Annotated in this window: 19 protein-coding genes; 5 read left to right on the top strand and 14 right to left on the bottom strand. The window is 56.7% G+C overall.

The genetic code is table 11. From position 1 onward, the window contains the following. Positions 1-27: 27 nt before the first annotated feature. The 3 genes from groL to KZO34_RS03775 form a co-directional block, all read right to left on the bottom strand. Positions 28-1680: a chaperonin GroEL gene (gene groL / locus KZO34_RS03765; protein ID WP_219473549.1), complete on the bottom strand. Its 1653-nt coding sequence runs from the start codon at positions 1678-1680 to the stop codon at positions 28-30. A gap of 77 nt (positions 1681-1757) precedes the next feature. Continuing rightward, complete coding sequence (groES, locus tag KZO34_RS03770; RefSeq protein ID WP_041341247.1) at positions 1758-2045, bottom strand: co-chaperone GroES; 288 nt, start codon at positions 2043-2045, stop codon at positions 1758-1760. Positions 2046-2242: 197 nt separating this feature from the next. Next, a complete protein-coding gene (locus KZO34_RS03775; protein WP_219473551.1) occupies positions 2243-2785 on the bottom strand; it encodes an FxsA family protein in 543 nt (180 codons plus the stop codon). A 165-nt stretch (positions 2786-2950) separates the two neighbouring features. Here KZO34_RS03775 and KZO34_RS03780 point away from each other — a divergent pair, with 165 nt between their 5' ends. Beyond that, positions 2951-3712 (top strand): SDR family oxidoreductase, encoded by a 762-nt coding sequence (locus KZO34_RS03780; protein WP_219473552.1) that lies wholly within the window; start codon positions 2951-2953, stop codon positions 3710-3712. A 174-nt stretch (positions 3713-3886) separates the two neighbouring features. Here the strand turns inward: KZO34_RS03780 and KZO34_RS03785 are convergent, their stop codons facing one another. From KZO34_RS03785 to KZO34_RS03795, 3 genes are read right to left on the bottom strand one after another with little or no spacing between them, the layout of a single operon-like run. Beyond that, positions 3887-4195 (bottom strand): MGMT family protein, encoded by a 309-nt coding sequence (locus KZO34_RS03785; protein ID WP_219473554.1) that lies wholly within the window; start codon positions 4193-4195, stop codon positions 3887-3889. 2 nt (positions 4196-4197) lie between these two features. Further along, positions 4198-5610 (bottom strand): AmpG family muropeptide MFS transporter, encoded by a 1413-nt coding sequence (locus KZO34_RS03790; RefSeq protein ID WP_459076677.1) that lies wholly within the window; start codon positions 5608-5610, stop codon positions 4198-4200. 15 nt (positions 5611-5625) lie between these two features. Then, a complete protein-coding gene (locus KZO34_RS03795; RefSeq protein WP_219473556.1) occupies positions 5626-6108 on the bottom strand; it encodes a YajQ family cyclic di-GMP-binding protein in 483 nt (160 codons plus the stop codon). 151 nt (positions 6109-6259) lie between these two features. Between KZO34_RS03795 and KZO34_RS03800 the strand changes: the two genes are divergently transcribed. Together KZO34_RS03800 and KZO34_RS03805 are read left to right on the top strand one after the other, a co-directional pair. Then, positions 6260-7231 carry a response regulator gene (locus KZO34_RS03800; RefSeq protein ID WP_219473557.1) on the top strand — a complete coding sequence of 324 codons (972 nt, stop codon included), beginning with the start codon at positions 6260-6262 and terminating at the stop codon, positions 7229-7231. Between the two features lie 307 nt (positions 7232-7538). Beyond that, positions 7539-8558 carry an AraC family transcriptional regulator gene (locus KZO34_RS03805; RefSeq protein WP_219473558.1) on the top strand — a complete coding sequence of 340 codons (1020 nt, stop codon included), beginning with the start codon at positions 7539-7541 and terminating at the stop codon, positions 8556-8558. Positions 8559-8560: 2 nt separating this feature from the next. Here KZO34_RS03805 and KZO34_RS03810 read toward each other — a convergent pair whose 3' ends face one another. The 6 genes from KZO34_RS03810 to KZO34_RS03835 all read right to left on the bottom strand — a co-directional run bounded on the left by KZO34_RS03810 (position 8561) and on the right by KZO34_RS03835 (position 15565). After that, positions 8561-9772, bottom strand: a complete 1212-nt coding sequence (locus tag KZO34_RS03810; protein WP_219473560.1) for an argininosuccinate synthase — start codon at positions 9770-9772, stop codon at positions 8561-8563. Positions 9773-9935: 163 nt separating this feature from the next. Next, on the bottom strand, positions 9936-10334 hold the full coding sequence (gene fliS / locus KZO34_RS03815; RefSeq protein WP_219473562.1) for a flagellar export chaperone FliS: 399 nt from the start codon (positions 10332-10334) through the stop codon (positions 9936-9938). A 27-nt stretch (positions 10335-10361) separates the two neighbouring features. Further along, on the bottom strand, positions 10362-11774 hold the full coding sequence (gene fliD, locus KZO34_RS03820) for a flagellar filament capping protein FliD (RefSeq protein ID WP_219473564.1): 1413 nt from the start codon (positions 11772-11774) through the stop codon (positions 10362-10364). A 195-nt stretch (positions 11775-11969) separates the two neighbouring features. Further along, positions 11970-12407, bottom strand: a complete 438-nt coding sequence (locus tag KZO34_RS03825; protein WP_219473565.1) for a flagellar protein FlaG — start codon at positions 12405-12407, stop codon at positions 11970-11972. Positions 12408-12483: 76 nt separating this feature from the next. Next, positions 12484-13305, bottom strand: coding sequence for a flagellin domain-containing protein (locus KZO34_RS03830; protein ID WP_219473567.1), 822 nt, complete (start codon positions 13303-13305; stop codon positions 12484-12486). 163 nt (positions 13306-13468) lie between these two features. Beyond that, positions 13469-15565 (bottom strand): motility associated factor glycosyltransferase family protein, encoded by a 2097-nt coding sequence (locus tag KZO34_RS03835; RefSeq protein ID WP_219473569.1) that lies wholly within the window; start codon positions 15563-15565, stop codon positions 13469-13471. Between the two features lie 375 nt (positions 15566-15940). Between KZO34_RS03835 and KZO34_RS03840 the strand changes: the two genes are divergently transcribed. Continuing rightward, positions 15941-17104 carry a flagellin gene (locus KZO34_RS03840; RefSeq protein ID WP_219473571.1) on the top strand — a complete coding sequence of 388 codons (1164 nt, stop codon included), beginning with the start codon at positions 15941-15943 and terminating at the stop codon, positions 17102-17104. A gap of 30 nt (positions 17105-17134) precedes the next feature. Beyond that, positions 17135-19135, top strand: a complete 2001-nt coding sequence (locus KZO34_RS03845) for a tetratricopeptide repeat protein (protein ID WP_219473572.1) — start codon at positions 17135-17137, stop codon at positions 19133-19135. 3 nt (positions 19136-19138) lie between these two features. On the opposite strand, the gene sbcB is transcribed toward KZO34_RS03845, so the two are convergent. Both sbcB and KZO34_RS03855 read right to left on the bottom strand, forming a co-directional pair. Continuing rightward, a complete protein-coding gene (sbcB, locus tag KZO34_RS03850) occupies positions 19139-20584 on the bottom strand; it encodes an exodeoxyribonuclease I (RefSeq protein WP_219473574.1) in 1446 nt (481 codons plus the stop codon). Between the two features lie 47 nt (positions 20585-20631). Then, positions 20632-21510, bottom strand: coding sequence for a hypothetical protein (locus tag KZO34_RS03855; protein ID WP_219473576.1), 879 nt, complete (start codon positions 21508-21510; stop codon positions 20632-20634). Positions 21511-21589 lie beyond the last annotated feature (79 nt).

A 21589-nucleotide genomic window follows, 5' to 3' on the forward strand; every position in this document is an offset into this window, starting at 1 on the left:
CAGGACGCGGTTGGGATCAGGCCGGCATTACATCATGCCGCCCATGCCTCCCATTCCACCCATACCGCCCATGTCCGGCATACCACCGCCGGCGCCTTCTTCCTGCGGCTCATCCGCAACCATCGCCTCGGTGGTGATGATCAGGGATGCAACGGAAGCCGCGGCCTGCAGGGCAGAACGGGTCACCTTGGCAGGATCCAGGATACCCATCTCGAGCATGTCGCCATACTGCTCGGTGGACGCGTTGAACCCGAAGGAGCCTTCGCCTTCACGCACCTTGGCAACCACAACGGAAGACTCGCCACCTGCGTTGTAAACGATCTGACGCAGCGGAGCTTCCATGGCACGGCGCAGGATGTTCACACCGGCTTTCTGCTCTTCGTTGATGGCATCCACTTTATCCAGGGCCGCGATGGCACGGATCAGGGTAACGCCACCACCGGCCACGATGCCCTCTTCAACCGCAGCGCGGGTGGAGTGCAGTGCGTCTTCAACGCGGGCCTTCTTCTCTTTCATTTCCACTTCGGAACCGGCGCCAACCTTGATGACGGCAACACCGCCGGCCAGCTTGGCAACGCGCTCCTGCAGCTTCTCTTTGTCGTAATCAGAGGAGCTGTCTTCGATCTGCTTGCGGATCTGCTCTACGCGAGCTTCGATGTCCGCCTGAGCGCCAACGCCACCGATCACCGTGGTGTTCTCCTTGGTGATGTTGACGCGCTTGGCTGTACCCAGATCATCCAGAGTGGTGTTCTCCAGAGTCAGGCCGACCTCTTCTGAGATCACAGTACCGCCGGTCAGGATGGCGATGTCCTGCAGCATTTCCTTGCGACGATCGCCAAAGCCAGGTGCCTTGACGGCAGCCACTTTCACGATGCCACGCATGTTGTTCACAACCAGGGTGGCCAACGCTTCGCCTTCAATGTCCTCGGCGATGATCATCAGCGGTTTGCCAGCCTTGGCGACAGATTCCAACACCGGCAGGAGTTCGCGGATGTTGGAGATCTTCTTGTCGACCAGCAGGATGTACGGGTCATCCAGCTCGGCGGACATGTTGTCCTGGTTGTTGATGAAGTACGGAGACAGGTAGCCGCGATCGAACTGCATACCTTCGACCACGTCCAGCTCATCTTCCAGGCCACGGCCTTCCTCAACGGTAATAACGCCTTCTTTGCCTACACGCTCCATGGCGTCGGCAATCAGCTTACCGATGGTCTCATCACCGTTCGCGGAAATGGTACCAACCTGGGCAATGTTGCGGCTGTCGTCGCACGGCTTGGCCATGTCGCGGATCGCTTTGACCGCTTCGGTAGTCGCCTTGTCGATGCCGCGCTTCAGATCCATCGGGTTCATGCCGGCGGTCACCGCCTTCACACCCTCGTTGACGATGGACTGGGCCAGAACGGTGGCCGTGGTGGTGCCGTCACCGGCGGTGTCGTTGGCCTGGGAAGCGACTTCCTTCACCATCTGAGCGCCCATGTTCTCGAACTTGTCAGCCAGCTCGATTTCCTTCGCTACGGACACACCATCTTTCGTGATGGTCGGCGCGCCGAAGGATTTTTCCAGAACCACGTTCCGGCCTTTCGGGCCGAGGGTCACTTTAACCGCGTCTGCCAGTACGTTGACGCCTGCGACCATACGCTTGCGAGCGTTATCACCAAATTTAACGTCTTTTGCTGCCATGTCTTCTATTCCTGTTCGTTAAACCGAATTCGTTGACCAATCGGATTAATGAGGGTTCGTGCGAGCGACCTCAGCGATCACTCAAGCACGCCGTAAATGTCGTTCTCGCTCATGATGAGCAACTCTTCACCGTCGACTTTTACGGTGTTTCCGGCGTACTGGCCAAAGACCACGGTGTCACCCACCTTAACCGCCAGCGCACGGGTTTCGCCGTTGTCCAGGATACGGCCGTTGCCTACGGCAACCACTTCACCCTGGGAAGGCTTCTCTTTGGCGTTACCCGGCAGCACGATGCCACCCGCAGTTTTCTCTTCTTCTTCCTTACGGCGCACGACAACACGATCGTGTAGCGGACGAATTTTCATTGCTCGGTTTCTCCAGTCGTCAGATTAATGTGGCAATGACATTTGCTGTTTAAAAAGGTCGGACTTGCAAAGCGTCATCCGGCCAAATTGCCCGGCTGCCTAACCTGCTGTTTTCCAGCCGTTATCAGCCTGCAGCGAACTTGTGCAACTTATGTGGGGTTGGCGGTGAGGTTTTCAACGCCCCGAAATGAATTTTTTCACTTTTTTTCGATGCGGTCGCGATCGGATTCGGTCTCGTCCCGGTACTCGCCTTCGATGATGTTGCCATCACTGTCGCGATCAAAGGGACGCTGCCTGCCGAAGGGGTTCTCATGGCTACCGAACGGATCCTGACCAAACGGGCTTGGACCACCTCCAGACCGGAAATAAAAGCCCCGGCTCTGGCCAGAAACCACCATCCGCTTGAGGGCCTCTGCCGCCAGCCAGTGGCGGGTACCCGGGATGAGGCAAAGAAAGCCAATGGTGTCCGTAATAAAGCCCGGAGTCAGCAACAGGGCCCCACCGACCGCCAGGATCAGCCCCTCGGCCACCTCTTTGGCCGGCAACTCACCGCTGTTGAGGCGCTGATTGGCCTTCAGAAGGGTGGCAAGCCCCTGCTGGCGGAGCAGCCAGGCACCAATCACGGCTGTTAACAGTACCAGGCCGACGGTGTTCAGCACGCCGATAATGCCCCCGACCTTGATGAGCACCGCCATCTCGGCGATCGGCATGATAATGAAGAGAAACAGAAACACAGACATCAGGCCCTCACGGTCTGAAAAGGAATTTAGGAAGGTCTGGTATACTCGCAGCCCTTCCGTATTGAACAAGAAGCCACACGACTGGCTCGTTGCGCCCGTGCCGAATGGCGGGTTAGGGACACACGGCAAACGTAAACCACCTGATAACAGTAGTTAGGGCAAAACATGAAACTTCAAGATTCCGTAATCGCAATCACCGGCGGCGGCCAGGGCCTGGGCCGCGCCATGGCCGAATACCTCGCCGCCCGGGGTGCGAAACTCGCGCTCATCGACCTGATGCCGGAGAAGCTCGACGAAGCCGTTGCCGCCTGCAAGGCCGCGGGTGCAGAGGCGAAAAGCTACGTCTGCAATGTGGCAAAAGAAGAGGACGTGGTACAAACCTTCGCCGCTATTACAAATGACTTCGGTCGCCTCAATGGCCTGGTGAACAACGCGGGCATCCTGCGTGATGGGCTGATGGTCAAGGTCAAGGATGGCCAGGTTGAGAAGCGCATGGAGCTGTCCCAGTGGCAAGCCGTGATTGACGTGAACCTCACCGGCGTTTTCCTGTGCGGTCGAGAAGCGGCAACCCAGATGATCGAGAACGGTGATCAGGGTGTGATTATCAACATCGCTTCCATTTCCCGCGCTGGCAACATGGGTCAGAGCAACTACTCGGCAGCCAAGGCTGGAGTATCGGCGCTGGTTCCGGTCTGGGCGAAGGAACTGGCTCGCTATGGCATCCGCTGCATGGGTATTGCACCGGGCTTCGTTGAAACCGAGATGACGGCATCGATGAAGCCGGAAGCGCTGGAGAAGATGGCAGCGGGGATTCCGCTCAAGCGTATGGGCAAGCCGGAGGAGATTGCTTCGGCGGCGGCGTTTATTTTTGAGAACGATTATCTGTCGGGGCGGATGATTGAGGTTGATGGGGCGCTTCGGCTCTAGTCGCCTGCCCGTTTTTACGCAGCCCTCGAGTTTCGGGGGCTGGTCATGGGATGGGAGGCCTTTCCTTCTGGAACACGAACTCGCTGCGCTCAGACATCTTTGTTCCGGCAGAAAAGGCCTCCCACCCCATGACCGACGTACCAAATTCTATTCGCTAAAAAAAGAATAAAAGAGTTATGGCAGCCAGCGGAAACGGCGCATTGAGACTCTTCCGCTGATCACTTCTACGCCTTCCTGCTCCAGCAATTCCTTTTGCATTAGAAACGTGGACGAACCCTCTGGGAAGGCGATCTGGCCGTTGGTGCGGAGTACTCGATACCAGGGCACTGAATGGCCTGCCGGGAGCTTGCCCAGCGCGCGGCCGATGTAACGGGCCTGGCGTCCTAATCCTGCCATGTCGGCAACTTGGCCATAGCTTGCAACTCTGCCCTTCGGGATCGATAGAACCACCTGCCAGATCTTTTGATCCTTGGTTGGCTCCATGCTCAGGACTCCTTTGGTACTGCGTTCTCGTCCGGCTCGACCTGTTCGGCCTTTCTTGGTGCCAATGCATCCAGGCGCTCGCCCTGGCGGATCATGAATAGTGCCAGGAGGATGGCCGGCACGCCCATGACACCCGCCACGAAGAAGAACTGGGCGTAGCCAAAGTCAGCAACCACCATGCCGGAAAAACCTCCCAGGAATTTGCCCGGAAGGGTCATCAGAGAGCTGAACAAAGCGTACTGGGTCGCGGTGAAGGAGGCGCTGGTCATGCTGGACAGCCAGGCGATGAGCGCGACATTGGCGATGCCGCCGCTCAGATTGTCGGCACTGACCACAGCCGCCAGGGTCATGACATTTGGCGGATACTGGGCCAGCAGCACAAACAGGAGGTTGGTTGCGGCGGTCATCACCGCGCCCAGCAACAGAATCCTGCGAACGCCGTAGCGTACCACCATGACACCGCCGGCAAGAGAGCCGGCAATCGTCATGAAGAACCCGAAAATTTTGGTGACGTCCGCAACCTGGGTCTTGCTAAAGCCCATGAAATCCAGATAGAAGGGGTTCGCCATCACGCCCATGGCGATGTCCGAGATCCGGTAGACCGCGACCATCACCAGAATGAGAATCGCAAGCTCCTTATAGCGCCGGAAAAAATCGAGGAAGGGGCCAGCAACGGCGGCGTAGAACCAACCGACGAGACGGGCGAGGCGCGGATTAAGGTGGGTACGCGTCGCCGCTTCCTGCTCGATTTTATGGGCGATGTCCTGCGCTGCGGCGAAATGGTTGACCGCGGGCTCGCGGACGACCAGCACCGTGAGAGCACCAACGCCGACAAGGCTCGCCATCACCTGATAGGACACCTGCCAGGACCAGAACTCCGCCAGGTACAGGGCGCCGGCGCCGGCAACCAGCAATGCCAGCCGGTATCCGAAGATGTAGGTAGCCGCCAGCGCCGCCTGCAATCGCTCCTCCGCGATTTCGATGCGATAGGCATCAATGGCTACGTCTTGCGTGGCGGAGGAGAACGCGACCAGCAGCCCGAAAAGCGCCATCATTTCCGGCGCTGTCGTGGCATCGACACCGGCCATCAGATACAGACCCGTAGCGATACCGGCCTGGGCCAGAATGATCCAGCTGCGGCGTTTGCCCAGTAACCGATCCAGCAGCGGCAGCTTGACCCGGTCTACCACCGGCGCCCAGAAGACCTTGATGGAATAGGTGATCCCCAGCCAGCTGAAGAAGCCGATGGTTGCGGTTTCCACGCCCACATCCGCCAGCCGCGCGTTCAGGGTCGAAAACACCAACAGGAACGGCAGCCCTGCCGAAAACCCGAGAAACAGGAGGGCAATGACCTGCCAGCGAGTGTAGGTGTAGAGCGTGTCCCGGATCAGGGCGCGGCGGTCGCTGGAAAGAATGGTCGAGCCTCCGGGTCAGTCGCGAAAGTTATTGAACTGCAGGGGAATGTCCAGCTCCGCCTCGCGCAGCATGGCAATGGCACCCTGCAGGTCGTCGCGCTTTTTACCGTTTACCCGGACTTTGTCGCCCTGGATACTGGCCTGCACTTTGAGCTTGGCATCCTTGATCATCTTCACGATCTTCTTCGCCATATCGGTTTCGATACCTTGCTTCAAAACCAGATGCTGCTTTACCAGCTTACCCGCCTTACTCTCGCCATCCTCGCTGATCGCGCGGCTGTCGACGTTGCGCTTGGCAAAGGCCATCCGAAGGATCTCCATCAGTTGCTCGAGCTGGAAATCCTGCTCGGCGCTGATGGTGATGCCCTTGTCGTCCTGCTCGATGTCGGCGTCCACATTCTTGAAGTCCCAGCGATTGCCGAGCTCCCTTTTGGCCTGGTCCACCGCGTTGGTGACTTCGTGCATATCAATTTCAGAAACTATGTCAAAAGAAGGCATGGTCGTTATTCTCCGGCAGCCACTGGGGGTATACTGTGGCCTTTATTTATTCCTGAATGTTCAAGGTGCCAAAGCATAGCAAGACCCACGCCGGACCGCATCCGGCAAAGGCCGAAGCATTCGACAATGGACTGGTGAGAAGTAGATAACAATGCCAAACCTGGACCTACCCATCCTCGTAGTAGACGACGCCAAATTCAGCAGTATGGTGGTTGGCCGTACCCTGCGAAATGCCGGATATCGCGACGTACGCATCGTCAACAATGCTCCCGCCGCACTTGAGCTGATTGAGCAGCGTCCGGTCAGTGTCCTGATTGCCGACTGGCTGATGCCAGAGATGGATGGCCTGGAGCTCACCGACCAGGTTCGTCAGCAGGACGAGCAGAACAATCACTACACCTACGTGATTCTGCTCACCGCACGGGAAAGCGTCGAAGCGCTTTCGGAAGCGTTTGACCGGGGCGTGGACGACTTCATCTACAAGTCCGACATGACCAAGCAACTGATCCCAAGAATCTTTGCCGCGGATCGCATGGCTGATCGCCAGAACACCCTGCTAAAAGCCAATTCCCTGCTGATCGAGAACAACCGGGAACTGGAGGCGACCAACATCATCGATCTCGAAACCAGCCTCTGCAACAACAAATATGGCCGCGAACGCCTAGGCAAGATGTTGCGCCACGCTGAATCCCGCGGTGGCTCATGCGCCTATGTGCTTTGCGGCATCCGCAACTGGCAGGAACTCAAGCGCAAGCACCCGCCGACGGTGATGAGCGAACTGGCTGTCGGGATCGCTCGCCGTCTCAGCACCCTGATTCGACCGATCGATGCGCTTTGCCGGGTAGGCGACAACCAGTTCGCCATCATTGCCTACTTTCCCAACAGCGACCACTGCACCACCACCGCTTTTCGGCGGGTGTTCGATGGCATCAACCACAAGGCGCTGAAGACCACGGCAGGCTATATCTCGGTGGAAGCGGGCATGGTGCTTTGTCGGGCCGATGCCCAGAATGGAACACCCTCGGTGCAGGAAATGGAACGCACCGCCGTTCAGGGGCTGGTGGACGCCTACGAGACCCGCCGGTTTGCCGAAACAGCGCCGCAGATCACCGAAGAGGCCTGATACGCAGCTGGCCACTTTTCGAACAATCTGTAACAGTGCGACACACATCACACACAGACAGTGCAGAGCGAAAGCCTTATTCTGCAATTGTGGATTTAAGCAGTATCCCCCAGGGCGGAGGAGCCGTGTAGTACCTCCGCCGCCATCTGGGCCACTTTACTGAGAGATCCACCGGATTAACGAATTTTTCAGGCACTTTCGTTCTTTCCTTATTTTGGGCCAGCTGATTTAGCTGGCCTTTTTATTTTGTGTTTCCGAATTCCGGTATACTCGGCTTATAACGACTCCAATAAGCTGTGCTGTAACCATGAGATCCCTCGGAACTGCCTCTGTCGCCGCCTTGCGCCAATACGTCCGTGCCGCCGAATCCGCCGGCCTGGACACCACCGCCCTGTTCGACCAGATCGCTCTGCCTATCGACATACTGGCAACGGACGACGGTCGCATCCCGGGCGAGCAACTTCAGGACTTCATACGTCTGCTGTGCGAGTGTACCGGCAACCCCGTGCTCGGGCTGGAAACCGGCGACTTCGTGCAACCCGGCACCTACAGCGTTCTCGGTTATATCACCATGAGCTGCGCCACATTGGGCGAGGCCGTGGCCCGGATTGCCCCGTTCGAGAAACTCGTTGGCGACATGGGCACCACCAGCCTCACCGTCAATGGCGATGAAATCAAACTTACCTGGACCTGCCACTACACCGATCCCGTGGTGCGCCCTCACCTGGTCGACAATGTCTTTGCCTCCTGGGTGACGTACGCGCGGTGGCTGGCCGACAACCGCACCGCCTCACCCTCCCGGGTCTGCCTGCAGAGGCCATCGCCGGGCCCGGAACTGGAGCAGGCCTACCAGAAACGCTGGGGCTGCCCTGTCATTTTCGGTGCCGACGAGGACAGCGTTAGCCTGAAGAAGAACCTGCTCGACACCCGGCTGCGACAACCGGACCCACTGCTGCGCAAAACCCTTGAGGCCCATGCCCTCACCCAGCTTGCCGCCCTGGACACCGACAGCGATCTGACGTCCCGGGTAAAACACAGCATCCAGCAACAACTGATGCACGGTATCACGCGGCAGGATATGGTGGCGGAAGATCTGCGGATGACCAGTCGCACCTTGCAGCGCAAACTCAGTCAGGAAGGGATGTCGTACCAGAAACTGCTGGATGAGGTTCGGCTGAAAATGGCCGAGGATTACCTGCTCAACAGCGAGCTGCCGATACCGGATATTGCATTAAGGCTGGGGTACAGTGAAACCACGTCGTTTCACCGGAAATTCAAGGCTGTAAAAGGAAAGACGCCCGGAGAGTTCCGGGCGTCCAGAGACTGACCTCAGAGCGCGCGGCCCTTGCCAGCAGCAATACGCAGACGCAGCGCGTTCAGCTTGATAAAGCCTTCCGCGTCTTTCTGATCGTAGGCACCCTGATCTTCCTCGAAGGTTGCGATCTTCTCGTCAAACAGGGAATCGTCGGATTTACGACCGGCAACGTCGACATTGCCCTTGTAGAGCTTGAGGCGAACAGTGCCGTTCACATACTCCTGAGTCTGGTCAATCAGTGCCTGCAGTGCTTCACGCTCCGGGGACCACCAGTAACCGTTGTAGATCACCTCGGCGTACCGCGGCATGATGCTGTCTTTCAGGTGGGCCACTTCGCGGTCCAGGGTAATGGACTCAATCGCACGGTGGGCCCGCAGCATGATCGTTCCGCCCGGCGTCTCGTAGCAGCCACGGGACTTCATACCGACATAGCGGTTCTCGACGATGTCCAGGCGACCAATGCCGTTCGCACCCGCCAGCTTGTTCAGGGTTTCCAGAACCACATGCGGCTTCATTTCCTGACCGTCAATGGCAACGATGTCGCCTTTCTTGTAAGTCAGTTCAACATAGGTCGGCGTATCCGGGGCCGCTTCCGGAGACACGCTCCAGCGCCACATATCTTCCTCGGCTTCCGCCCAGGGATCTTCCAGGTTGATGCCTTCGTAGGATATGTGCAGCAGGTTGGCATCCATGGAGTACGGGCTCTTGCCCTTCTTCTTCTCCACCGGAATGTTGCGCTCGTCGCAGTAGGCCAGCAGCTTCTCGCGGGAATTCAGATCCCACTCGCGCCAGGGCGCAATCACCTTCACGCCAGGTTTGAGGGCGTAGGCACCCAGCTCAAACCGGACCTGATCGTTACCCTTGCCGGTCGCGCCGTGGGAGATGGCGTCAGCGCCGGTCTCGTTGGCGATTTCAATCAGACGACGGGAGATCAGCGGGCGGGCAATGGAGGTACCCAGCAGGTACTCGCCCTCGTAGATGGTGTTCGCGCGAAACATCGGGAACACATAATCGCGCACAAACTCCTCGCGCAGATCCTCGATGTAGATTTCCTTGACCCCCAGCGCCTCGGCTTTCGCCCGCGCCGGTTCCACTTCCTCGCCCTGGCCGATGTCGGCGGTGAAAGTCACCACCTCACAGTTGTAGGTATCCTGCAACCACCGAACGATCACGGAAGTATCCAGGCCACCGGAATAGGCCAGCACCACCTTTTTGATATCAGACATGCCCTTGCTCCAGACTGAACAGAATGGATGTATCGAAAATAAGGCGCATATTGTACGGGAGAGCGGGGGGAATGGCTATTGGGCCAAAGGCATGAGGGTGCGATAGCCGAATCGGGCCGGAACAGGCCCGATTTGGTCAGAAGAGGCGAGAAGCTCGACCGGTTCAACCGGCCTGCTGCTGAGCAACAACCTCCTCACGGATACCATCCCAACCTTCCTTGATGGAGCGCAGCAAACCTGCAACCTCATCAAGCCGGTTGATGTCATTGCGGGCGTTAGCTTCCCACAGCGCGCGTTCCATGTACTCATAGAGGGCATCAAGACGTTCCGAGAGATCACCGCCCTGCTCTTTATCCAGGAACCCGCGGAGAGCCGCCACAATGTCAATTGCCTTCAGAATCAGCTTGCCTTTGCCATCGAAATTTCGTGCCTGAAGCTGTGCCTTGGCCATGTTTATACGCTCAATAGCACCCTGATACAGGAGCTGAATCAGTTTATGCGGATCGGCGTCTGTGATGCTGGTCTGGGTATTAATACGTTGGTATTGCTGAAGACCGTTCATAAGTAACCTCTTCGAGTTCAGCGCCGTTTACTGCTGGCTGCCGCTGGATTGCTGAGGTGCAATCGCTGCCAGCTGCTGGCTGACGTAATTGCCCGTACTGTTCAACTGTGAGATCAGAGAGTCTGCCGCCGAAAACTGCGCGACCAAACGCTCGCGATAAGTCTCCATCCGGAGGTCAAGACGATCCCTCTGTTCCTGAATCTGATCCAGGGCATTATTCAGACCGTTCGTCCGCCCCGAAATCGCACCATCGCTGGCCAGATAATTTTCGATGGTTGCATCAATCTTTGCGGCAATACCGTCCGCGCCATTCTGCTCCGAAAACAGCGCAGTCACTGCCTCTGGATCGGCCTCCAGCTTATCCTTGAAGACCTCTGCGTCGAACTCAAGCTTTCCGGTGCTTGGATCTGTCTTGATGCCGAGATCTGCCAGGGTGCGAACGGTGCTGTTCTCCATGCCAGCAGGTACCGTGGTCAAGCCTGAGCGCAAATCCCGCTCAATGCTTCGGACCGTCGAATCGCCTGAAAGAATCCCCCCGACCCCGGTATCCGCATTGTAGCCGGAAGCCTTGTCGATAATGTCCTGAAGCGCGTTGAACTTGTCGACAAATTCCTGGACGCGGCCGGCGACTTCGTCCGGGTCCCTTTCCACCTTCACGGAGGTGGTGCCCACGGATTTCACGTCAAACGTTACGCCTTCCACAACATCTTCAACGGTGTTGGAGGGCCGACTGACCGAAATGCCATTGACCTCCAGCAACGCGTCTTTCGCTGCCACCGTCTCGGTCAGATTCGACGTAGTGCCATCAAATGCAAACTGCGACAGTCCGGACGCATCAGCGTTGTTGCCGTCGCTGTCGGCCACCGAGACCTGGACGGCATTTTCCAGTCCACTCTCATCGGAAGACAGAACGAGGCGAAACCCGCTGCCGGTGTCGACAATGCCCGCCGACAAACCGGCATTCGAATCGTTGATCGAATCGGCGAGCCCCTGGAGCGTGTTATTACTACCATCCACCGTCACGTCGGTACTGACACCATTGACGGTGAACGTGAGGGTGCCGGTGCCCACTGTTGTGGTATCGGTATCAGCAAAGGAACCCGAGGCAAGAGACTGAGCCTGGGCAAGCTGCGTCACGTTGACACTGTAGGAGCCGCGACTGGCGACCGTAGGGTCCACGTTGACTGCAGCAACCGACTCGTTAGAGGAACTGGCCGTCAGCGCCTTGAGGCCATCCGGAGATGCCAGCGTTTCGAGCGGCTTTTGCAGGGCTTCCAGAGCCCCCTTTAACGCGCCGAAGGCAGAAATCTTGGTCTGGGCTTCGTTTTCTCTGCGATTTAAACGGAGCTCAACGGGCTGTCGCTCTGCGCTGACCAGCTGGTCAACCAGATCGGCACTGAAGATTCCGGAGCCAGCACCCAGCGATGAAATTCCTGCCATATCGAGCCTCCTGCAAGGCTTGTTTGTTCTATCTATACATAACGGCAGCGGGCGGCAAAACTTTGCCTCATTCCCACCGCCTTTCAGTAACTATTTGTTAACCGCCTGCACATCCAGAACAGACGAAAACGCCGCCAGCCCGTAAGGGTGGCGGCGCTAACGCAGATCCACAGCATTCAGTGAACGGCCTACAGGTTAGACTTTCAAGTCAAATAACGTTAGCGGTTCATCCTGCTGCAATTTTTCTGCCAACCTCAATGCGACCTCATCCGGAATCTGCCGAATAACTTTCTGGGTTTCCTGATCAACGACCCTCACGATCGTTTTACCAAGCTCCTGGTTCACTTCGAATTGCAGATCTCTCTGCACATTCTGAACAAAGTCATTCAACTGCGAAACGGCACGCCCCACATCCTCGCTGTCGATCACCCGGCGACGTTCTTCAACCGGCGATTGGGCGTTATTTGATGCTGGAGACAGGTCAACATCAGTGGCCGACCTCCCCGGGGATAAGGCTTCTTGAGCGGAGACATTTCTGCCATCTGCTCGAGGTGACACGGACGCCCGAGCCGGAGCTTGCTCACTGGAGCGAACCAGCTTCAAATCCGGGCTGTTCAGGTTTACGTCATTCATGATCCACCTCGCTGTCCCTGAATGGAATTAACCAGCCCTTCTCAATGAAGGGCCGGTTGACTCCAACTGCCCCCGATTACTGAAGGAGGGACAGAACCTGATTGGGACGAGCGTTCGCCTGCGCAAGGACCGAGATACCGGCCTGCTGCAGTACGTTCGCCTTGGCCAGTTTCGCGGTTTCAGCGGCGAAGTCTGCATCTACGATCCGGCTGTTGGAAGCACTCAGGTTCTCGATGTTGGTGCCGAGGTTGTTGATGGTGCTTTCAAAGCGGTTCTGCACCGCACCCAGATCGGCGCGGAAGGTATTTACACTCGAGAGAGCTGCATCGATGGTGTCAAGTGCAGATGCTGCGCCAGTTGCAGTTGAAATGTCTACCGCATTGACGCTCAACCCGGCCGCCGTCATGGTTGTATCGAAGTCAACGGAAATTGTCTGACCAGCGTTCGCTCCAACCTGAAAGTCAACACTGGAAAGAGAACCGTCAAGTACATTCAAGCTGTTGAACTGGGTATCATCGGCAATGCGCGTGATTTCTGAGATGCGCTGAGTAACTTCAGCTTGCAGCAGGTCCCGATCACCGTCGGAGTTAGAGCCGTTAGCCGCCTGAACCGCCAGTTCACGCATACGCTGCAGGTTTGCAACCGTTTCATCCAGGCCACCTTCAGCGGTCTGGACCATAGAGATACCGTCGTTGGCGTTACGTTGCGCGACGTTCAAGCCACGAATCTGGGTATCAAAGCGGGTTGAGATTGCCAGACCGGCCGCGTCATCCTTGGCCGAGTTGATCCGCAGGCCGGAAGACAGACGCTCAAGAGCCTGATCGCTCAGACCCTGAGACTTGTTCAGCTGGTTCTGGGCGCTGAGAGATGCGACGTTAGTGTTGATTCCGAGAGCCATGATGCTTCCCCTTCAAAATTGTGTTTTGACACTTTAGAAAGGCCAGCCCCCAGATCTTCTGTTTGGGAACGCTGCCCTGTTATTCCACTTAACGGCAGCGTTTTCCATCGCTTTAGCGTCCATACCTGAATTTATGTAACAAACTGTTAAATCGACTGTATTATCACTTATCGGGCTCAGCATTCATGAGTCGATGGATAACCCATGGGTCCTCTTCCGGCCTCAGATCGGCAAGCATAACAGATGAAAAATGGTCGGGAAGCTGCTCCAAAAACTCCTTGAATGTCTGTCCCCAGTGATCCAGGAAATCCTGCAAGTCTTCATCCCGATGAGCGAGTCCATGACAAAGACCCGTTTGCAGAAAACGCTGAACCGACCCTTTCAGAATTTGCCATCCCATCATCTGAACAATCACCTGTGAACGTCGACCGCTTCCGGGCCCGACTCTGTTGAGATAGTCTCGAATCTGATTACACACGATGATCAAATCCTTGAGACCCGACAGGCGGCTCCCCCGTAACGTCAACAGAAACTCCCTCGCCGTTTCTTTAACCTCTTTCGCCACTGCAGCAAAGATCTGATCCCTGTCTATGAACGGCATGCTCTCTGCACTTTCTTTCACCGAGGCAATTATGCCGCTCCGCTCTGCTTCCGAAATTGCGGTTAAAGGCTCAATAAAGTCAGCTTCCGATAGCCATTCGGCGCCATTGATCAAAGCGCCGTCTGAGCAATTTCGCACGGAGAACGTGAGCCCTTGCTTGTCACGGTCTTCAAGATACCGTTCAGCTGCCCGTTTGGCACTGAAGTAATCGCCTTGGGTAATAACTGTGGTGCCATTCACTCCCTCGGTCTCAAACTTGGGGCGAGCCTCCGTTTCGGATGCAGTGTCCTTCCGAAAGCTCGTTGCGAATTCCGTCTTGGATTCCTGGCCATAGACTGAAAACCGGGAATGATGCTGGGACTTATCCTGGTAGCCGTAGTCCGTGCCAAACAGGAAGATATTTCGGAATCCGTAAGCAAACGCCAAGGCCAACGCGGCATTGGTGCATGTCGGAGAACAACCGGGAATGGCGTAGTCATTGAAACCGAGGAACGCCGGTATGTAGTACTCGGACGAGAAGTAGAAACAAAAATCCTCGAACAAGGGGGGGACCAAAGGGTTCACGCTGATCGTAGACAACAGTGTAATGTCGTGCAGACCAAACTGTTCATCGATATCGGTGAGCATTTCATAAATCATGTAATCGGCATCGAGTTCGACATGAAAATCCGGACGTACCCCGTGATTCAGCAGGGCTCGCAATCCGGTACCCGCGCTGATTACGATCAGTTTGTCTCGACATGCTTTCAAACCCTCAATCCTATTATCAATTGAGGGCCCACTCCCAACCACGGCCACGGGAATATTTGATTCTTCCAACTCGAACGGCCTTATGTGGCGCCCACCCAGGCGCAAGTTATGGAATACGTTACGAAGCCCCCTAAGCTCAAAATCGTAATTCCCCCAGTTGGCACCAACAACCGGCAAATCTTTTTCAAGGTCTTTGGCGATGCGGTACAACTCAACGTTCGCCAAGTGATTATAATACCAACTAAAAAATGGGTATAGCGGGACAATTTCTGCCATTTTCTTGCCCAGGACCCTGCGCACATTCTCTTCTGACGCGTCTGTCGCGATACAAAAAGAAATTGCGCGACCCTTGCCACGAAAACGCTTACAGATTTCTTCCCAGTCGACGGTAAACAAGGTCAAGGCAAAGCGCTCGGCATCGGGCTCAAAAACAACAGCGTCGATCACATCAGCCTGCGCAGTCAGGTATTCAATATGATAGCCGAGCCCGCAACCGAGGAAGACTACCGAAGGTAACACCTCACCGCGGTAATACCCTCTAAACGACTCGGGCGTAATCTTGCTTGTCGCAACGCTTTCAGCAACAAAGCGCGAAGCGAACCTCGCGTTGTCCCCGCCGGAATGAAATGGGGGCCGCATGGTGACAATGGGCTTTTCGGGCGGATTGTTTTCCAGAAATTTCTGAACCTCTGATTCAGAATATTCCCGGGCAAGATGGCGATAGACCGAACGTCCGGAATCCAATAGATCTACATCATCTCGCCCCGGAGTCAAAACCAATTCACAATGCTGAGGCTCAAAATTAGCAAAATATTGGTAAATCTCTGGACGATACTTCTGAAAGTAAGCCAGGTTTTTTAGTTTTCTCCGAATAAACGGCAGCGAAGCATCTTCATCGGTTCCAGACATCTAACGGTTTCCTTAATACTTGATCAGGATTCAGCCTTCAGACAAAAACTCACTGCGGTAACGCAATTGGCGAGCTAATTTTCCAAGGTTTCTTCAAGTAATACCAGAATCACCAAAGCAACAGCAAAACCTTCGTCTCCGGCATCAAAAAGAAGGCGGCAAATTTCTGCCCCTGACCTCACCCCACCACAGGCGGATAACTCACCTCTCCGCAAGCAGCTCTGGATTTTCTATTTATTTTCATGACCTTAATGAGATTCTTGCCCTTTTGGCACGTTATTGGCTTTACCTCGCCCAGGTAAACAACTTTTAGCCGGCCCAACATGCTGACGGCAAATGAAGTTGTCCAGAAAATCACACCGAGGAGAAAAAGAGATGCCTCAGATAATTAACACCAACATTGCATCACTCAATGCCCAGCGGAATCTGAACGCAACTCAAAGCGACGCCAACGTCGCCTTGCAGCGTCTCTCCTCGGGGCTGCGGATCAACTCCGCCAAAGACGACGCGGCCGGCCTGGCGATTTCCGAACGCTTTCAGTCCCAGATTACTGGCCTGAACATGGCACAGAGAAATGCCAACGACGGTATCTCGCTGGCTCAGACCACCGAGGGTGCGCTGGACGAAATTACCGCGAACCTGCAGCGGATCCGCGAACTTGCTGTGCAGTCTGCCAACGCCTCCAATAGTCCTTCAGACCGCCAGGCCCTGAATGCCGAGGTTCAGCAGCGGATTGAAGAAATTAACCGAATTGCTGGCCAGACATCCTTCAACGGCCTGAAGATTCTGGATGGCAGCCTGCTCACCCAGACCTTCCAGGTCGGCGCCAACGCGGGTGACACTATCAGCGTTTCCGGTTTCGATACCCGCGGCTCCCAGATCGGTTCGACCATCAACCAGAGCACCGGTCTTCTGGCCCTGACCGACGGGACCGATACCCTTCAGACTATTTTTGATGAAGGGCGAACTGTCGATATGGCTTTTGACATTACCGGCGTCGATGGCACCGTGACCACTGTCAACGTAACCGGTGCCGGCTCTCTGCAGGACGTTCTTGGACAGGTCAACGCCCAGTCACCGACCACCGGTGTCAGCGTGAACATGAACCGAACCAACGACGAGCTGATCTTCTCGTCCCAGTTCGGCGAGGACTTCTCCGTTGATATCACGCCCGCAGGTGGAGCCACACAGACTGTCGCTGCGACCGCCGCCGCCAATACAGTGTCAGCCAACGATACCGACATCTCCACTCAGGACGGTGCGGATTTGGCGATGATCTCTGTTGACTACGCCATCGAAGCCATTAATGGCATTCGTGCGGAACTGGGTGCGGTTCAGAACCGCTTCGAGTCCACCATCGCCAACCTGAGCACCACATCGGAAAACCTCTCGGCCTCAAACAGCCGGATCCGGGATGCTGACTTCGCCGCCGAGTCGGCGGAGCTCGCCCGCACCCAGGTATTGCAACAAGCGGGTCTTTCGGTGCTTGCCCAGGCAAACGCTCGTCCCCAGCAGGTGCTCCAGCTGCTCCAGGGTTAAGGTTTTGACTTGAAGGATTGAGGTATACCCATGCAAGCACAGCATCAAAATAGTGATCTCCACGCCCGGGACGCGCAAGCTGCCCGCCTGCTTCTGCAGGCAAACATCGCTTATGCCGATTCCAACAGCAGCGAGTCCAGCCTTGTTCAGAGGCTGAACGCGCGTCAGGAATGTCGGGGCCATCTGGAGCAGGCACTTGCAGTGGATCCTGAAAGCGCCGGAGCGCTGGGCTTGCTGGGACGCGTCGAGCTGGACGACGGCCAGTTGGAAAAGGCACAACTACTCTTCAACGCCAGCCTCAACGCAGACCCAGAGCAACCGCAACAATACGCCAACCTGGGCTATTGGGCGCTGAAGAGTGAGCGTCCGGCCCTGGCCGAGCAGTATTTCCTGCAAGCGCTGGATTACGACCGCCAATCGGCGTCGGCCTTCTGTGGCGTTGCCCATGCAAAGCGGCTTCAAGGCCAGTTTGATGTGGCCTATCTGCATTACCGGAAGCTTCTCGAAATGGGCGTCGAATGGGCGTCCGTCTACAGCGGCATGCTGAACTGTGCACTCCACCTCAACGTGGACCGGGCAGACGGCGATCTCGCCCAGGACGCCATCGCACTGCTTCGTCAGGAAGGCCTGCCGCACCAGGAACTCGGTCGATTTGTCGGTGCCATCATTCACCAGCAGTACGATCTGGATAACCCCAGTGCAGAAATCATTCTGGACGCCGCCAGCGAAGATGAGCTACTGATTCTTGCCCTGCAAAAAACGCTGATGCCCAGTCCGGCAATCGAGAACCTGGTGGTGCTGTTGCGCCGGGCTATCGTTGCCGAGGTGGCGCAGACGGTGGAGTTGCGCGACGACCTGCAGCGACTGGCCCTGGCCATCGGCCAGTATGTCGATCGCACCGGCTATGCCCTGATTGCCGAAGAAGACGAAGAACGGCTTGTAGCTGCCATCAACGACAGCATTCAGGCTCAGCTTGTCATGGCCGAACCTCAGGATGGCATGATCGGCTCGCTGATCATCAGTTCTATGTACGGCGCCCTGTTCCATCAGGCCTTTGCCGTGCAGCTTGGCCAGTGGAGCCTGACCGACTGGCCACTGGCGCTGCAGCCGGTTCTGGCCGCGAGCTACTATGACCGCGCCAACGAAGAAGCCATCAAACAGAATTTCGCCGAGAAGGCTGACGAACTGGCCCTGGAGAAAACGGATACACCTCAGGCCTGGCCCGCCTGGTCTCAGCTGGCCTTCCGCGCCGAGAGCAGCCTCAAAAGCCTGATGGCAACCGAACTGAAACTGCCGACAGACCATCTTCCAAATATTCTCCGAATCATGATCTGCGGCGCTCAGTCAGGCCAGCGTGCCATGGAATTGGCCCGCTATCTGAGTGATGTGGAAATCATTGCGGTGGACGAATCACTGGCCAACATCGCCAAAGGCACACGCATGGCCGGAGAGCTCGGCATGGAGAACATTGTGTTCTGGCCCTGGTCCATTGCCCAGCAATTCGTAGCCGATGGTCATCAGGTCCACTGGATCGAGATTGGACGACTGCCCTCCTCCGCCATGACCAACCTGTCCCTGGCGGCGCTGGTGAACGATGCCACCTCGTCCGGTGCAGTGGTGCACATGCACACCACCGTCGCCGAACAGACCCGCGGCGATCAGCACATTCGCTCGCTGATCGAAGAGCACAATCTGAAACCCAATCGAGCAACGCTACGGCAATTACGCCAGATGGTGCTCACCAGCCACCAGGACACCGACTGGCAGGAATTGGCGAACGAAGACGACTTCTTCAATCTCGGCGGGTGTCGCGACCGCTGGTTCTGTCCCCAGGAAACCTCTCAACTGAGACAGTTGATGGGCATGGTGAGCAACGAGGTGGAATGGAAACTGGTCAAGGCAAGGGATACGGATGGCCACAGCCTGGCCACCCAACCCGTGCAAAAGCAGATTCAGGCCGAAGCCCTTGGCAGCGAAGTCCAGAGCCTGGTCGGCCAGGGCCTGAGCGTCTACTTCTGTAAACGCCGCTGAGCCTCAGACGTACGGAATCAACGATTCCCCGTACAGATGCAGGTCTTCGAGAATGTGCCGCTTCTCCGGCGTTAATGCCGGATCGGCGGCCAGCCGCTGCAGCTCACCGGCGTAGGCCTCCAGCGATCGCCACCCTTTTTTCGGACGCATCAACCGCTGGGATCGGAATTCTTCCCAGCGCTCCATTTCTTCCCCGACAAGGGAGCCCGGGTAATTCCGGGCGCGGTATCGAAACAACAGCTCCTGCAACCGCTCATCCCCAAACTCGACGTCCTGCTCACCCAGGCTTTCCACCGGTTGCTGCAACAGCCAGTTCAGTTTTTCACGGTCCGTCTTGCTGATGAAGCCGCCGGCATACAACTGCTCGTCCGGATCGGTCAGGTCGCCCTCGTGTGGCTGATCAAATGCCTGCGCAATTCTGCCTGCCAGGCCGGGCGCCTTGCGCAAGATCGCGAGATTGCGTCGCAAGGCTTCCCCGTCGAGTTCCAGCTCGGCCAACCGCTCCGCTGACAGGGTCGACAACATGTTGGCGGGCGCGAGTACCGGGCATTTATTCAACTGCACCCCTTTGAGCGGAAAACGGCTGATGCCTTCGCCGAGCTCGGCCTGGGAAGTAAATACCCGCTCACGAATCTGCTCGGGCGTGGCTTCAATCAACTCGGTGGGGTCCTCCCGGAGGTCGTAGACAATCACGAGGTTCTTGTTGGTCGGATGTTCGGCCACCGGTGCCACCATTGCGCAGCAGCCACGGGCCGCCGGATACTTGGCCGAAATATGGAATACCGGCTTCATCGTCCCGGTATCCAGCATCGCGCGGGCGGAATGCTTATCTTTGTTCTGCAACACGAAGTCGAACAGCTTGGGCTGCTTTTCCTTGATCAGCCTGGCAACGGCAATCGTCGCCTGCACGTCGGACATGGCGTCGTGCGCACTTTCATGGGCAATGCCATTGGCAACGGTCAGCTCTTCCAGACGAAAACTCGGACTGCCGTCTTCTTTGCGCGGCCAGTTGATGCCTTCCGGACGAAGCGCGTAGGTGAGCCGAACCATATCAATGATGTCCCAGCGGGAATTGCCGTTCTGCCACTCCCGGGCGTAGGGATCCCTCAGATTTCGATAGAGCGTATGGCGGGTTACCTCATCGTCGAATCGCAGGCTGTTGTAGCCCACCACACAGGTTCCAGGCTGGCTGAAGGCCTCGTTGATCTGGGCGATGAATTCCGCCTCGGGGAAACCGTCGGCAAGCGCTTTCTGGGGCGTGATACCGGTGATCAGGCAAGCTTCCGGGGAGGGCAGGTAATCGTCCGCCGGTTTGCAGTAGATCACCAGCGGATCTTCGATGATGTTGAGGTTCTCGTCTGTTCTGACACCGGCGAACTGGGAGGGGCGGTCATGGACCGGGTCTACGCCGAAGGTTTCGTAGTCGTGCCAGTAGAACGAGCGAATCAAGGGAAAACTCCTGCCAGTCGTGTATCAATGAGGCAGGAGTTTAACATTTAAAACAACTGCGTCCCCATATCCGTCTGGTGCGTCTGCAAGCGCGGCAAACCAGAAGCGCCCGTTAACTGGCTCATATCAACGGTCATACTGGTTGGCAGGTTGATAAACACACCCTTACCGGCATTGATCACATTGGCACCGTCCGGGCTCTGCCATTCAACGTTTTCGCGCTGGAACCCAATGAAAAAGTCGTCGGTGAAACCGGTCGTACCGTCGGTGTTTTCAGTGCCTACAAAGAGCGACTGGACCTTGCTGATGGAAGCACATTCGGCGCACATGGTAGGGGCTGCACTGTCGGCAATACCAATCTGCGTGGCCCGATAGCTGGTGGCCTGGCCTGCAGCATCAAACAGAGCCGCATCATGAACAACATCCGAGGAATCTTTGATCTTCAGGCCGATGTTGCCGCTGAAACTGGAGGTAAGCGAGGAAACGGAGCCGCGGGCCTGCTGGAACCCCATCCGGAATCCGGCAAGGCCGTCCGCGTCCTCGGCCAGCTCAATGTACGGTTGAACGGCCTCGAACGGAACCGTCTCGCCGGCGCTGTAAACTTTGCCGTTATATTGTTCGCCGTCCTGACGGGCAATGTGGCCCAGAGCGACGTGCGAGGCGGCAAAATCGACGCCTCCGTCAATCTCACCCACGGTCGCATTGTCGATATTGACCCGGGTCTCGACATCAATCCCCAACGTCATTCGGGTAAACTGATGCTCGGAATCCGTTGGCACCGAGATATTTTCGACCTGCATAAACGCCTGCCCGGTTACCTCGCCCATGGTTTCATCAGAAATGGGCTTCAGTTCAGCCTGGGCAACGGGCGTCATACCCAGACAAAACATGGCAAGGACAGCGCATCCATACGCTTGATGTGTCATAGCTTGTGTCTCTGATTAGTAGTGTAGAGTCAGTTTCGACGCCCGACCCTGCTGCCACCCTGCTTTTTCTGATTATTAA

The sequence above is a fragment of the Marinobacter sp. F4206 genome, assembly GCF_019392195.1.
GTDB lineage: Bacteria > Pseudomonadota > Gammaproteobacteria > Pseudomonadales > Oleiphilaceae > Marinobacter.